At 73.1% G+C, this 13,276-nt stretch carries 13 protein-coding genes; 5 read left to right on the top strand and 8 right to left on the bottom strand.

Going from position 1 to position 13,276, the window contains the following annotated elements; genetic code table 11:
- Positions 1–54: 54 nt before the first annotated feature.
- Positions 55–666 carry a response regulator transcription factor gene (locus tag IG88_RS0103695; protein WP_003948568.1) on the bottom strand — a complete coding sequence of 204 codons (612 nt, stop codon included), beginning with the start codon at positions 664–666 and terminating at the stop codon, positions 55–57.
- Between the two features lie 381 nt (positions 667–1,047).
- Here IG88_RS0103695 and IG88_RS0103690 point away from each other — a divergent pair, with 381 nt between their 5' ends.
- Positions 1,048–1,383: a WhiB family transcriptional regulator gene (locus IG88_RS0103690; RefSeq protein WP_031034858.1), complete on the top strand. Its 336-nt coding sequence runs from the start codon at positions 1,048–1,050 to the stop codon at positions 1,381–1,383.
- A gap of 50 nt (positions 1,384–1,433) precedes the next feature.
- Here the strand turns inward: IG88_RS0103690 and IG88_RS0103685 are convergent, their stop codons facing one another.
- Positions 1,434–2,348: a LysR family transcriptional regulator gene (locus tag IG88_RS0103685; protein ID WP_031034856.1), complete on the bottom strand. Its 915-nt coding sequence runs from the start codon at positions 2,346–2,348 to the stop codon at positions 1,434–1,436.
- 96 nt (positions 2,349–2,444) lie between these two features.
- On the opposite strand from IG88_RS0103685, the gene IG88_RS0103680 reads away from it, so the two are divergent.
- The 3 genes from IG88_RS0103680 to IG88_RS0103670 all read left to right on the top strand — a co-directional run bounded on the left by IG88_RS0103680 (position 2,445) and on the right by IG88_RS0103670 (position 5,295).
- On the top strand, positions 2,445–3,113 hold the full coding sequence (locus IG88_RS0103680; RefSeq protein WP_031034854.1) for an MOSC domain-containing protein: 669 nt from the start codon (positions 2,445–2,447) through the stop codon (positions 3,111–3,113).
- 54 nt (positions 3,114–3,167) lie between these two features.
- Positions 3,168–3,941: an SDR family NAD(P)-dependent oxidoreductase gene (locus IG88_RS0103675; protein WP_031034853.1), complete on the top strand. Its 774-nt coding sequence runs from the start codon at positions 3,168–3,170 to the stop codon at positions 3,939–3,941.
- A gap of 133 nt (positions 3,942–4,074) precedes the next feature.
- The gene (locus tag IG88_RS0103670) at positions 4,075–5,295 is read left to right on the top strand and encodes a hypothetical protein (RefSeq protein WP_031034851.1); all 1,221 of its coding nucleotides are present in this window, start codon (positions 4,075–4,077) and stop codon (positions 5,293–5,295) included.
- A gap of 191 nt (positions 5,296–5,486) precedes the next feature.
- On the opposite strand, the gene groL is transcribed toward IG88_RS0103670, so the two are convergent.
- The 4 genes from groL to IG88_RS0103650 form a co-directional block, all read right to left on the bottom strand.
- Positions 5,487–7,106: a chaperonin GroEL gene (gene groL / locus IG88_RS0103665; protein ID WP_031034848.1), complete on the bottom strand. Its 1,620-nt coding sequence runs from the start codon at positions 7,104–7,106 to the stop codon at positions 5,487–5,489.
- A gap of 121 nt (positions 7,107–7,227) precedes the next feature.
- The gene (gene groES / locus IG88_RS0103660; RefSeq protein ID WP_019329594.1) at positions 7,228–7,536 is read right to left on the bottom strand and encodes a co-chaperone GroES; all 309 of its coding nucleotides are present in this window, start codon (positions 7,534–7,536) and stop codon (positions 7,228–7,230) included.
- A gap of 335 nt (positions 7,537–7,871) precedes the next feature.
- Entirely contained in the window at positions 7,872–8,624 is a 753-nt protein-coding gene (locus IG88_RS0103655; protein WP_031034844.1) for a polysaccharide deacetylase family protein, read from the bottom strand.
- Positions 8,621–9,589, bottom strand: coding sequence for a polysaccharide deacetylase family protein (locus IG88_RS0103650; RefSeq protein ID WP_420712067.1), 969 nt, complete (start codon positions 9,587–9,589; stop codon positions 8,621–8,623). The genes IG88_RS0103655 and IG88_RS0103650 overlap by 4 nt, the downstream gene beginning before the upstream one ends.
- Before the next feature lie 90 nt (positions 9,590–9,679).
- Here IG88_RS0103650 and IG88_RS0103645 point away from each other — a divergent pair, with 90 nt between their 5' ends.
- The gene (locus IG88_RS0103645; protein ID WP_031034839.1) at positions 9,680–10,870 is read left to right on the top strand and encodes a THUMP-like domain-containing protein; all 1,191 of its coding nucleotides are present in this window, start codon (positions 9,680–9,682) and stop codon (positions 10,868–10,870) included.
- Positions 10,871–10,953: 83 nt separating this feature from the next.
- On the opposite strand, the gene IG88_RS0103640 is transcribed toward IG88_RS0103645, so the two are convergent.
- The gene (locus IG88_RS0103640; protein WP_031034837.1) at positions 10,954–11,991 is read right to left on the bottom strand and encodes an LCP family protein; all 1,038 of its coding nucleotides are present in this window, start codon (positions 11,989–11,991) and stop codon (positions 10,954–10,956) included.
- 189 nt (positions 11,992–12,180) lie between these two features.
- Positions 12,181–13,233 (bottom strand): LacI family DNA-binding transcriptional regulator, encoded by a 1,053-nt coding sequence (locus IG88_RS0103635; RefSeq protein WP_031034836.1) that lies wholly within the window; start codon positions 13,231–13,233, stop codon positions 12,181–12,183.
- Positions 13,234–13,276 lie beyond the last annotated feature (43 nt).

The following is a 13,276-nucleotide window of genomic DNA, read 5'->3' as shown; positions in this document are numbered from 1 at the left end:
CGGCCCGCACGGCACCACGGCCGCCCGGAGCCGGCCTGATCCAAACGGCACCCCCTAGCGGACCAGGCCCCACCGGAAGCCGAGCGCCACCGCGTGGGCCCGGTCCGAGGCGCCGAGCTTCTTGAAGAGCCGGCGGGCGTGGGTCTTGACCGTGTCCTCGGAGAGGAACAGCTCGCGGCCGATCTCCGCGTTGGAACGGCCGTGGCTCATGCCCTCCAGGACCTGGATCTCACGCGCGGTGAGCGTGGGCGCGGCGCCCATCTCGGCCGAGCGCAGCCGGCGCGGGGCGAGCCGCCAGGTCGGGTCGGCGAGGGCCTGGGTCACGGTGGCGCGCAACTCGGCGCGCGAGGCGTCCTTGTGCAGGTAGCCGCGGGCACCGGCGGCGACGGCGAGGGCCACGCCGTCCAGGTCCTCGGCGACGGTGAGCATGATGATGCGCGCACCGGGGTCGGCGGACAGCAGCCGCCGGACGGTCTCGACGCCGCCCAGACCGGGCATGCGCACGTCCATCAGAATCAGGTCCGAGCGGTCGGCTCCCCAGCGGCGGAGGACTTCCTCGCCGTTGGCGGCCGTCGTCACGCGCTCGACGCCGGGCACGGTCGCGACCGCGCGGCGGAGCGCCTCTCGGGCAAGCGGGGAGTCGTCGCAGACGAGGACGGAAGTCATGGCCGTCCTCCGCAGCTCTTGCGCGTCACGTTGAGCCTCCAGGCTGGTACGAAATCGTCACCTGTGCGGTCGACCGTCCCGGACGCCCGCCCGAGCACTTGTTCCTTCAACCGCCTCCGCACTCTCAACGATGGTCACTCGAAAGAGTTACGGGGCTGTGTGTCGTCTTCGGCACTCTACGTGAGGGGGCGGCCACGCAGCACACATGCGCGTCGGACCCGCGCCGTTTCATCACAAGCAGTGCCCCATTTAGCCGCTTTTCTTCCACTTGGCTGGTGTCTGCGGCTAGATTCGCAATGAGTCATATTTTCATCTCCTTAGATCGTAGTTGTACGGTCGTGGACACCGTATCCACCCAGAACGGCTACAAGGGGTCACGCAATGGCAGATTTCTCCCGCCTTCCCGGACCGAACGCGGACCTGTGGGACTGGCAGCTCCTGGCCGCGTGCCGCGGGGTGGACAGCTCGCTCTTCTTCCATCCGGAAGGCGAACGCGGTGCGGCACGGAGCGCTCGCGAGAACTCGGCCAAGGAGGTCTGCATGAGGTGCCCGGTCCGCGCCGAGTGCGCGGCGCACGCGCTGGCGGTGCGCGAGCCGTACGGCGTCTGGGGCGGCCTGACCGAGGACGAGCGCGAGGAGCTCATGGGACGGGCCCGCAACCGCCTGGTGGCGGCGGCCTCGGCGCCGGCCGGCGGGGAGGCGGCCTCACCTCACTGAAGGAACGTTTCTCCCGCCGGACTCCGGAGACCGTGGGACTGCGGACGCGGTCAGCGCGCCGCCGGCTGGCGCGCGCCCGCCCGGGCCAGCTCGTCCAGGGTCGCCGTCACGGCCGGCACCTGGGCCAGGTCGGGCAGGGTGAGCGCCACGATCTCCCGCCGCACGGCCGGCTCCAGCGTGACCGTCCGGGCACCCCGGGGCCGTACGGACTCGACGGCGAGCTGGGGCAGCACGGCCACGCCGAGCCCGGCGCCGACCAGGCCGACCACCGCCGGGTAGTCGTCGGTGGCGAAGTCGATGCGGGGGGTGAAACCCGCCCCCTCGCACACCTCCACCAACTGGCCGCGGCAGCGCGGGCAGCCCGCGATCCAGGACTCCCGGGCCAGTTCCCCGATGGCGACGGCGCCCTCGGTACGGGCCAGCCGGTGCCCCTCGGGGACCAGCGCCACCAGCCGGTCGGTCAGCAGCGGCCGTACGACGAGGTCGGCCCACTCCTCCGCGCCGGCCGCGCCCTCGTAGCGGAAGGCGAGCGCCACGTCGCAGTCGCCCTCGCGCAGCAGCTCGACGGATTTCGGCGGCTCGGCCTCCTCCAGGGAGACCCGGGTGCCGGGGTGGGCGGCGCGCAGCGCGGCCAGGGCGGTGGGCACGAGGGTGGAACTGCCGCTGGGGAAGGAGACCAGCCGCACCCGCCCGGCGCGCAGCCCGGCGATCGCGGCGACCTCCTCCTCGGCCGCCGTGAGCCCGGCGATGATCCCCGCGGCGTGCCGCACCAGCGCCTCGCCGGCCTGGGTCAGCCGCATCTCGCGCCCGGTGCGGACGAGCAGGGGGGTGCCGACGGACGCCTCCAGCGCCTTCATCTGCTGGCTCACGGCGGGCTGCGTGCAGCCCAGCTCGCGCCCCGCGGCGGAGAAGGAACCGGTCGATGCCACGGCGCGCAGCACGCGGAGATGACGAGCCTCGATCACACCCCCGAGGATAAGCGACCCTTTGACCGCACGCCGAATAACGCGTCGACGCTTTGACCGCGCATGACCTACCGTGCTCGCATGCACCTTCCCGCCATGAGGCTCCTCTCCGTCAATCTGGGACGCCCGAAGGCCGTGCCCTACACGGACCAGCCCGAGGGCGTCACCGGCATCGACAAGCGGCCCGCCGACGGCCCCGTGCCGGTGGCGGCGCCCGGGGCGAAGGGTTTCGGCGCGAGCGGCCTGGCCGGCGACAGCGTCTGCGACACGCGGCACCACGGCGGCGACGACCAGGCGGTGTACGCGATGGCACGCGAGGACCTGGACGCCTGGGAGCGCGAACTGGGCCGGGAACTGCCGGACGGCTCCTTCGGCGAGAACCTCACCACCACGGGCCTGGACCTGGCCGGCGCCCTCATCGGCGAGCGCTGGCGGATCGGCCCGGAGCTGCTCCTGGAGGTGACGTCCGGACGCATCCCCTGCCGCACCTTCCAGGGCCACCTGGGTGAGCGGCGCTGGGTGAAGCGCTTCACGGAGAAGGGACGGCCGGGTGCCTACTTCCGTGTCCTCGAACCCGGCGAGATCCGGGCGGGCGACCCGGTGCGGATCGTGCACCGGCCCGCGCACGAGGTGACGGTGGCCGTGCAGTTCCGCGCGGTGACGACCCAGCGGGAGCTGCTCCCCCGCCTGCTCGCGGCGGGCGACGCGCTGCACCCGGAGGCGCTGGCGGCGGCGCGGAAGTACGTGGCGCAGTACGGCGCCTGAGCGAAGCGGACGTGCTCGGTCCGCCCCCGTGGTCCCGCGCCCTAACCTTGCGCCATGACAACGGCATTGATTACGGGATCGACGGCGGGCCTCGGTGCCGCGTTCGCGCGCCGCCTGGCGGCCGACGGACACGACCTGGTGCTCGTGGCCCGCGACACCAAGCGGCTGCGGGAACAGGCCACCGAACTGCACGACCGGCACGGCATCGAGGCGGAGGTGCTGACGGCGGACCTGTCGACGGACGCCGGCGTCGACGCGGTCGCCGCCCGGCTGGGAGACCGCAGGAACCCCGTCGACCTGCTGATCAACAACGCCGGCTTCGGCAACAAGGGCCGTTTCCTCGACGTTCCCCTGGCCGACGAGCTGACCATGCTCAAGGTGCACTGCGAGGCGGTGCTCCGGCTGACCTCGGCCGCGGTGGCGGCGATGCGGGAACGGGGCCGCGGCGGCGTCGTCAACGTGGCCTCGGTCGCCGCCTTCGTCCCGCGCGGCACCTACGGCGCCTCCAAGGCGTGGGTCGTGCAGTTCACCCAGGGCGTGGCGAAGGACCTGGCCGACAGCGGCGTACGCCTGATGGCCCTGGCCCCCGGCTTCGTCCGCACGGAGTTCCACGAGCGGGCCGGCATGGGCACGGACAACATCCCGGACTGGATGTGGCTCGACGCGGACAAGGTCGTCGCGGCGGCCCTCGCCGACCTCTCCCGCGGCAAGACCCTGTCGATCCCGGACCCCCGCTACAAGACCCTGATGGGCGCGGCGAAGCTGGTGCCGCGCGGGCTGCTGGGCGGGATCACGTCGCGGACGGGGCGGAAGTACGGGCCGCGGTAGGGGCGCTCGTCACCCGAACGTGTGGTCCAGTCGTATCCCTTCCTGGTGGCGTGGCCCGGCGGCATAGCGTCGGGTGGCTGCGCCCGCAGCGGGCGGGAGGTCGCAGCTTCGGCTGGGGAGAGGGCGGCATCGCGTGAGTGCGGGCACTGGTGACCGGGGCGGGCTGTTCATCGACGGCACCGGCGGGGGGCGTACGGAGCGGGTGACAAGGGGCGCGGGGGCCGCGGGCGGCGCGGGGACGGCGCTGTTCTCGGACGCCCCCGGCGGGGTGCCGGCGGCGGTCCCGGAGTCTCCTCGGTCCGGTGCCGCCCCCGTCCCGCCCGCCCGGACCACCCAGCGGCCCCGGCCCGGTGGTGTCCCCGCCCGGTCCCGGAAGTCGGGGCGTTGGGCGAAGGTCGCGCAGCGGGTCGTGCCGGAGGATCTCCGGCCCGAGGAGTTGCGCGTGGAGCTGACCGAGCTGGGGGACGCGTTCCGCGCGTATCAGCGGCGGCCCGAGCCGGATCTTGCGCTCCTCGCCGAACTGCACGACCGCAAGGCGCGTGCCTTCGCCCGGTGGGCCGACGTCACCGGGGACCCGTCCCTGCGCGAGGAGGCGGACCGGGCCGCCACGGCCGCGCGGACCACCCGCGAGATGGACCTCAACCGCCGCGGCGTCCCCGTGGACGGGGAGACGGTGGTCGAGCGGCTGCTGACCCGGGGTCAGGGAGCCCATGCGCGCCGGGTGCTGGAGCATGTGCGGGCCGACTCCCCGCTCCCCGGGGCCGAGGCGCGGCTCGCGGTGCTGATGCTCACCCTGCGCGCCGCCCGCGCCGGTACCGGGAACGTCACCGGGCAGGACCTCGTCGGCTGGCTCGGGGCGGACGCCGAGCGGGTGCTTCGGGAACTGGCCGGCACCGGCTGGCTGCGGCTGCCGGAGGACGTCACCGCCGACGACGCGCTGATGTCCCGTCCCGAGGAGCCCACCCAGGTCACGGTGACCCGGTTGCTGCCCACCGCGTCCCGCCCGTTCCACTTCGGCAAGGTGACCCGGGCGAGGCTGTCGGGGTGGGCGCAGAAGGTGGTGGGCGACCGGAAGCTGCGGAAGAAGAAGGCGGGCGCCGCCACGCGGCTCCTGGCCGTGTACACCGCAGCCCACAGCCGTCCCGACGGGTGTCTGGCAGACGCCGGCGAGGACGGTGACGGGCTCAGGCTGGACGCCGTGGCCTCCTTCTGCGGCCTGCGGCCCGAGGAGGTCGCCGAGCACACCGGGCTGCTGGTCGCCGCCGGCTGGCTCGCGGAGGACGCCGACGTCTGCGGGGGACGGCTGCGGGGGCGGCTCGCCGAGCGCGTACTGCCTCTCAGCGGCCTGCTGTGACGGCCCCGTCCTGAGGTGCGTCGGGTCCGACACCCCAAGTGGCGTGGGGAACCGCACGACCGGCCGTCACGGCACCGCACCCGGCCGGCCGGCCGCCCCGCGGGGCGGACCCGCGCCCGGTACGAAGAAACGGTGCCCGGCCCCTCGCAGGGGACCGGGCACCGTTCGCTCAGCTCAGCTCAGCGCAGCGCTCAGTGGGCGTGGCCGTGGCCCGCGGCGGCCGGCTCTTCCTCTTCCTTCTTCTCGACGACCAGGGTCTCGGTCGTCAGCAGCAGGGAGGCGATCGACGCGGCGTTCTCCAGGGCGGAGCGGGTGACCTTCACCGGGTCGATGACGCCGGCCTTGACCAGGTCGCCGTACTCGCCGGTGGCGGCGTTGAAGCCCTGGCCCTTGTCGAGCTCGGCGACCTTGGAGGTGATGACGTAGCCCTCCAGGCCGGCGTTCTCGGCGATCCAGCGCAGCGGCTCGACGGCGGCGCGGCGGACGACCGCGACACCGGTGGCCTCGTCGCCGGTCTTGCCGAGGTTGTCCTCGAGGACCTTGACGGCGTGGACCAGCGCGGAGCCACCACCGGAGACGATGCCCTCCTCGACCGCGGCGCGGGTCGCGGAGATGGCGTCCTCCAGACGGTGCTTGCGCTCCTTCAGCTCCACCTCGGTGGCGGCGCCGACCTTGATCACGCACACGCCGCCGGCCAGCTTCGCGAGGCGCTCCTGGAGCTTCTCGCGGTCCCAGTCGGAGTCCGTGGCCTCGATCTCGGCCTTGATCTGGTTGATGCGGCCCTCGACCTCGTCGCGCTTGCCGGCACCGTCGACGATCGTGGTGTCGTCCTTGGTGACGGTGACGCGGCGGGCGGTGCCGAGCACGTCCAGGCCGACCTGGTCGAGCTTGAGGCCGACCTCCTCGGAGATGACCGTGGCGCCGGTGAGGACGGCCATGTCCTGCAGCATCGCCTTGCGGCGGTCGCCGAAGCCGGGGGCCTTGACGGCCACCGCGTTGAAGGTGCCGCGGATCTTGTTGACGACGAGGGTGGAGAGCGCCTCGCCCTCCAGGTCCTCGGCGATGATCAGCAGCGGCTTGGAGGCGTTGGCCTGGATGACCTTCTCCAGCAGCGGCAGCAGGTCCGCGATGGAGGAGATCTTGCCCTGGTTGATCAGGATGTACGGGTCGTCGAGGACGGCCTCCATGCGCTCCTGGTCCGTCACGAAGTACGGCGACAGGTAGCCCTTGTCGAAGGCCATGCCCTCGGTGAAGTCCAGCTCGAGACCGAAGGTGTTGGACTCCTCGACGGTGATGACGCCGTCCTTGCCGACCTTGTCCATCGCCTCGGCGATCAGCTCGCCGACCTGCTGGTCCTGGGCGGACAGCGCGGCCACGGCGGCGATGTCGGACTTCTCGTCGATCGGGCGGGCGGTGGCGAGGAGGTCCTCGGACACGGCGGCGACGGCCGCGTCGATGCCCTTCTTCAGCAGCGCCGGGGAGGCACCCGCGGCGACGTTCTTGAGGCCCTCGCGCACCAGCGCCTGGGCGAGCACGGTGGCGGTGGTGGTGCCGTCACCCGCGATGTCGTTGGTCTTGGTCGCCACCTCCTTCACGAGCTGGGCGCCGAGGTTCTCGTACGGGTCCTCGACCTCGACCTCGCGGGCGATGGTGACGCCGTCGTTGGTGATGGTGGGGGCGCCGAACTTCTTGTCGATGACGACGTTGCGGCCCTTGGGACCGATCGTCACCTTCACCGTGTCGGCAAGCTTGTTGACGCCGCGCTCGAGGGCGCGACGGGCGTCCTCGTCGAACTTCAGGATCTTCGCCATGGGAGCGTGAGCCCTCTTCCGGAAATCTTGGGGTTGAACGGCAACTGCGCCCCCGACGCCCGGCTTTTTTATGGTCGCGGGAGCCAGGGGCGCAGCAGGAAAGCAAGGTGCTTCGGGTGAACTACTTCTCGACGATCGCGAGCACGTCGCGGGCCGAGAGGACGAGGTACTCCTCGCCGTTGTACTTCACCTCGGTGCCGCCGTACTTGCTGTAGAGCACGACGTCGCCGACGCTGACGTCGAGCGGAAGACGGTTGCCGTCCTCGAAGCGGCCCGGGCCCACGGCCAGGACGACGCCCTCCTGGGGCTTCTCCTTGGCGGTGTCCGGAATGACCAGGCCCGAAGCCGTGGTCTGCTCGGCGTCGAGCGGCTGGACCACGATGCGGTCCTCGAGCGGCTTGATGGCAACCTTGGAGCTGGCGGTCGTCACGATCCGACCTCCCCCTTCGGAGATCTCACGGGGTTAACTGTCTGAGGTGGCGACCAGGTCGATCCGTCGTCGCGGGTGCCGGACCTGCCCGTCGCTTTGTTGGCACTCTCCGGTGGGGAGTGCCAGAGCCGAGACTATGACCGCGGTTAGCACTCGGTCAAGCGGAGTGCCAATGCCGACGGCGCGTCGGCGGGGTTTTCGTGTGCACGCCGGTTCGTGGAGGCACCCTGCGCGGGTGTGGGCGTCGCCGGGCGCTGCCGCCCCCGGGCCCCCGCTTCGGCCCTGGACGGGCCTTGTCCGCGAACACCGGACGGGGTGGATGATGCCGTCCGGCGTCAGACGTAGTCCTCCAGGTTGCCCACTCTCAGCCCCTGCTCCTCGATCGCGGCCAGCAGGTGCTCCGTACGGGCCGTCATGTCCGTGGCCGTCGGGTGGTCCGGGTCCACGGCGATGATGTCGCCGGGGTGCAGGCGGGGCTCGCCGCGGGTGTAGGTGAGGCCGCCGTCGGCGTCGAGGGTGGCGCGCCACAGGATCAGGGCCGTGATGCCGCAGTCGGCGGCGGCACGCAGGGTCGTGGTGTCGTACGTGCCGTGCGGCGGGCGGAAGAGGTGGGCGCGGACGCCGAAGCGGGACCTGAGCTTGGTCTGCTGGCCGCAGATCTCGGCGCGCTGGCCGGCGTGGGGCAGGCCGCGCAGGGAGCGGTGGTCCAGGGTGTGGTTCTGCAGGCCCGCGCCGACGGAGCGCAGCCGGGCGAGGTCGCCGTAGGCCGGTCCGGCGACGGTGTCGGTGAGGAACAGGGTGACGGGGAGCCGCCGTTGGCGGATCAGGCCGGCGAGGGCGGGGTCGCGCTCGGCCCCGTCGTCGTAGGTGAGGAAGACGACCCGGTCGGTGGTGCGGACGTGGTCGACGACGGGCGGCAGGGGCCGGCCCGGTCCGTCGGCCCGGTCACCGGCCCGGTCGCCGCCGGGGGCGGGGTCCCCGGCCGCCGCCGCGGGTCCGGCGGGCGGGCCGCAGGCGGTGAGCGGGAGGAGCGGGAGCAGGAGGGCGGCCAGGACGGCGCCGGCCGGGCGGGACCGCCCTCGCCTCACAGGTAGTCCTCCAGGCGGGCCACGGCGTACCCGTCGGCGGTGATGCGGTCCAGGAAGCGGCGGACCATGTCGGTCATGGTGCCGTCCCAGTCGTTCCTGCCCCGGAAGTGGGTGAGGACGATGTCGCCGGGGTGCAGGTCCTGGTCCCACTCGCGGTACTCCCAGTGGTCGACGTACACCTCCTCGCTCCAGATCGGGGCGTACTTGATGCCGCAGGACTTGGCGGCGACCAGGGTGTCGCGGTTGTAGTTGCCGTAGGGCGGGCGGAAGAGGGCGGGACGCTTGCCGTAGTGCTTCTCCATCACGTCCTGCATGCCGCAGATCTCGTGCTTCTGCTCCTCGTAGGAGAGTCCGGGCAGGTAGGGGTGGCTGAGGGTGTGGTTGTTGAGGGTGATGCCCCGGGCCTGCATCTTCTTGAAGTAGCCGTAGTCGTCGCCGATCTCGTCGTCGGTGAGGAAGACGGTGTACGGGATCTTCAGCTCGCTCATCATCCTCAGGAACGCCGGGTCCTTCTCGGCGCCGTCGTCGATGGTGAGGAAGACGATCTTCTCCTTGGTCGGGACCGTGGTGAAGACCGGCGGGAGGGCGTCCTCCTCCTGGCCGTCGACCTCGAAGCCCTCGCGGGCCTTGATCTCCGGCTTCTTCCCGGGGGGCGCGGGCGCCGTCAGCGGGACCTTCTTGAGGTCCCAGCGCTTGGCGGCGGCGACCAGGGCGGCCCGGGCCTCGCGCGCCTTGGCGGCGCCGTCGACCTCGCGGGCCGGGGGCGCCTTCGGGGCCTGCTGGCCGGCGGCGCCCCGCACGTCGGAGGTGTCGTCCTGCGCGCAGCCGCCGGCCAGGGCGGCGACGGCGAGGACGGCGGTGGCGGCGGCCGCGCGGCGGCGGAGCACGCCGCGGGGCGCGGGACGAGATGCCCGGGACACGCGACGCGACATCCCATTTTTGTCATTTTGTACGACTTCTCGCATGGTGCCGGATCCTCGCAGTCCCCGGCCGTCGAACCCGGACCGACACCGCGCCGGAGGCGCACCATCCACCGACTGGCCCACAATGTCCCGGTGAACGACCTCGATTCCCTCCGCACCCTGCTCACCCCCGAAGGCCGCGCGCTGCTCGACGAGGTGCGGGACACCGACCCCGCACAGGAGTTGGCGGTCGCCACCCGGCTGCGGCGCACGCACCCGGCCGGGCTGGTCTCGGCGGCGCTCGGGCAGGCCCGGCTGCGGCAGCGGGCGGTGGCGAAGTTCGGGGCGGAGGACGCCGGGCGGATGTTCTTCACGCCGAACGGGGTGGAGCAGTCGACGCGGACGAGTGTGGCGACGTACCGGGCCGAGTGTCTCCAGGCGCTCGGGGTGCGGTCCGTGGCCGACCTGTGCTGCGGGATCGGCGGCGACGCGATCGCCTTCGCCCGCGCCGGGATCCGGGTCCTCGCCGTCGACCGGGACCCGCCGGCCTGCGAGGCGGCCCGCGCCAACGCCGGCGCGCTCGGTCTCGCCGACCTGATCGAGGTGCGCGAGGCCGATGTGACGGAGGTGGACACGGCCGGGTACGACGCCGTGTTCGTCGACCCCGCCCGGCGCTCCTCCCGGCGCGGCCGGATCTTCGACCCCGAGGCGTACTCGCCGCCCCTGTCCTGGGCCGTGTCCGCGGCGCTCGGGGCACCGCTCGGCCTGCTGAAGATCGCGCCCGGCATCCCGCACGAGGCGATCCCCCCGGAGGCGACGGCCGAGTGGGTCTCGGACGGCGGGGACGTCAAGGAGGCCGTGCTGTGGTTCGGCCCGGACGTGACGCCGGGGTCGCGGCGGGCGACGCTGCTGCCCGCCGGGGCGGGTGTCTACGCGACCCCCGAGACCATGCTCCCGGACCCCGGGGTCCGGCCGGTCGGGAGGTACCTGTACGAGCCGGACGGCGCCGTCATCCGCGCCCACCTGGTCGCCGAGGTGGCCGCGGAGCTGGACGGCGGGCTGATCGACCCGACCATCGCCTACGTCACCGCCGACGAACCGCACCGCACGCCGTACGCCACCGCCTACGAGATCACCGACCGGATGCCGTTCAACGTCAAGAAGCTCAAGGCGCTGCTGCGCGAGCGCGAGGTCGGCACGCTGACCGTGAAGAAGCGCGGCTCGGCGGTCGAGCCGGAGGAACTGCGCCGGAAGGTCAAGCCGCAGGGGCCGAACGCCGCGACGGTGTTCCTGACCCGGGTCGCGGGGGCGCCGACGATGCTGATCGGGCATCCGGCGCGCTGACGGGCCCGAGGGCGTCCACGAGGGCCGGGGCGGGGGCCGGTCCCTCGGCCGTCACAGGCGGCGCCGCCTGCGCGCCCGGGGCCTCAGCGCAGCGATTTCCACAGTTCACCGGCGTCCGGCTCGTCGGGCACCACGCGGTTGGGGTCGGAGGGCGCGGGCAGGACCGGCATCGTCAGGGTGCGCACGTCGTCGGCGTCCAGGTTGCCGAGGCTGCGGCCCAGGTTCATCAGCTCGCCCAGTGAGTCCAGGCCGGTGTCGGTGGTGAGGCTGCCGGTCAGGGCGTCGGCGACCTGGTAGAGGCGGGCGGGGTCGGTGAGCAGGTCGGTGGCGGAGACCTGCTCCAGCAGCGCCTTGACCAGCTTGTGCTGGAGCTCTATCCGGGCGAGGTCGCTCCCGCCGGCCAGTCCGTACCGGGTGCGGGCCAGGCCGAGGGCCTGGGTGCCGTCGAGGTGGTGGGTGCCGGCGTCCAGGTGCAGGTGGCTCTTGTCGTCGTCGATGTCCACGTCCGTGGTGACGGTGACCCCGCCGAGCGCGTCGACCAGGTCGGCGAAGCCGGAGAAGTCGACCTCGACGTAGTGGTCCATGCGGACGCCGGTGAGCGACTCGACGGTCTTGACGGCGCAGACCGGGCCGCCCAGTTCGTAGGCGGTGTTGAACATCGCGCCGCTCGCCGCCCTGGTCGTACCGCCGGACGGCAGCGGGCAGGAGGGCCGCTCGACGAGCGTGTCGCGCGGGATGCTGACGACGGTGGCGGCGGTGCGGCCCGCGTCCAGGTGGACGACCATCGCCGTGTCCGAGCGGGCGCCCCCGCTGTCGCCGCCGCCGAGCTCCCGGTTGGCCTCGCCGCCGCGCGAGTCGGAGCCGAGGACGAGGAGGTTCAGGGCGCCGGTGGGCACCGGGGACGCGGAGGGCGAGGCGGAGGGGACGGTCACGGGGCGGGCGGGGCGGTCGTCGCCGAGCGCGCCGTTGATGTCGACGCTCCTGATGTTGCCGTCGAGGTGCCAGTAGGCCCAGCCCGCCGCCCCCGCGGCGAGCAGCAGCGCGGCGGTCAGGGCGAGGACTGCCGCCCTGAGCCCCTTGCGGCGGCCGTCCCGGCCGTCCCGCCCGCCCCGCACCGCCATGCGTCAGCCCCCGCCCGTCCCGTCCGCGTCCTCACTCGGATGCCCCGCCGGAAGGAACATAAGTCCGGATTATTGAAACTGGAACAGGTGAGCCGGGCTTCTGCGGAAATTCTCAGACAAGGGGCCGGTTCCGCCCGTGGCACTTCAGTCCGTGGCGCTTCAGCCCGTGGCGGTTCCGCCCGTGGCGGTTCAGCCCTCCCGGGGCGGTGCCGTGCTGCTGCGCACCTCCAGGCTGGTGGCCAGCTCCACCCGGGTCGCCGCCGGTGAGCCGTCGTCCCGCCCGAGGTTCAGGACCAGCCGGGCCGCCGCCTCGGCCATCTCCATCAGCGGCTGCCGTACGGTCGTCAGCGGCGGCCCCACCCAGCGGGCCACCGGCAGGTCGTCGAACCCGACCACGCTCAGGTCCTGCGGAATGCGCAGCCCCAGCTCGCGCGCCGCCTCGTACAGGCCCAGCGCCTGGAGGTCGTTGCCGGCGAAGACGGCGGTCGGCCGGTCCGGGCGGCGCAGCAGTTCCAGGCCCTGCCGGTAGCCGGCCTCGTGGTGGAAGTCGCCGGTGACGATCAGGCCGGGGTCGACGGGCAGCCCGGCGGTCTCCAGGGCGGCGCGGTAGCCGTCGACGCGGGCGCGGCTGCACATCATGCGGGTGGGGCCGCTGATCGCGCCGATGCGGGTGTGGCCGAGGTCGACCAGGTGGCGGGTGGCGGCGAGACCGCCCTGCCAGTTGGTGGCGCCGATGGACGGCACGTCGGCGCCCGGGTCGCCGGCCGGGTCCATCACCACGAAGGGGATGGAGCGGCTGGTGAGCAGGGCCCGCTGGGACTCGTCGAGGCCGGACAGGACGAGGATCACGCCGTGCGGACGGCGGGCGGCGACCTGGTCGGCCCAGGTCCGGCCGGGTGTGAGGCGGCCCGCGCTCTCGGAGAGCACGACGCTGAGCCCGGTGTCCCGGGCCACGTTCTCCACGCCCCGGATGACCTCCATCGCCCAGGCGCTCTCCAGCTCGTGGAAGACCAGGTCGATCAGGGGCGAGCGGGTCGACTCGGCCCGCCTGCGCCGGTAGCCGTGCACGCGCAGCAGTTCCTCGACGCGGGCCCTGGTCGACGGGGCGACGTCGGCGCGGCCGTTGAGCACCTTCGAAACAGTCGGCGCCGACACACCGGCCTCACGCGCGATCTCGGCGAGGGTCGCGGTCTGCGCGGACCGCTTTCGCGTCGGAGACTCAGCAGGCTGCGGGGATGTCATGGCGGCGATCGTAACCCCACGCGCTCCCGTGACGAAGACGTCG

This window comes from Streptomyces sp. NRRL F-5650 (assembly GCF_000721365.1).
GTDB classification, from domain to species: domain Bacteria; phylum Actinomycetota; class Actinomycetes; order Streptomycetales; family Streptomycetaceae; genus Streptomyces; species Streptomyces ardesiacus.
The sequence above is the reverse complement of the archived record's forward strand: the minus strand, read 5'-3'. Positions and strand labels throughout refer to the sequence as shown.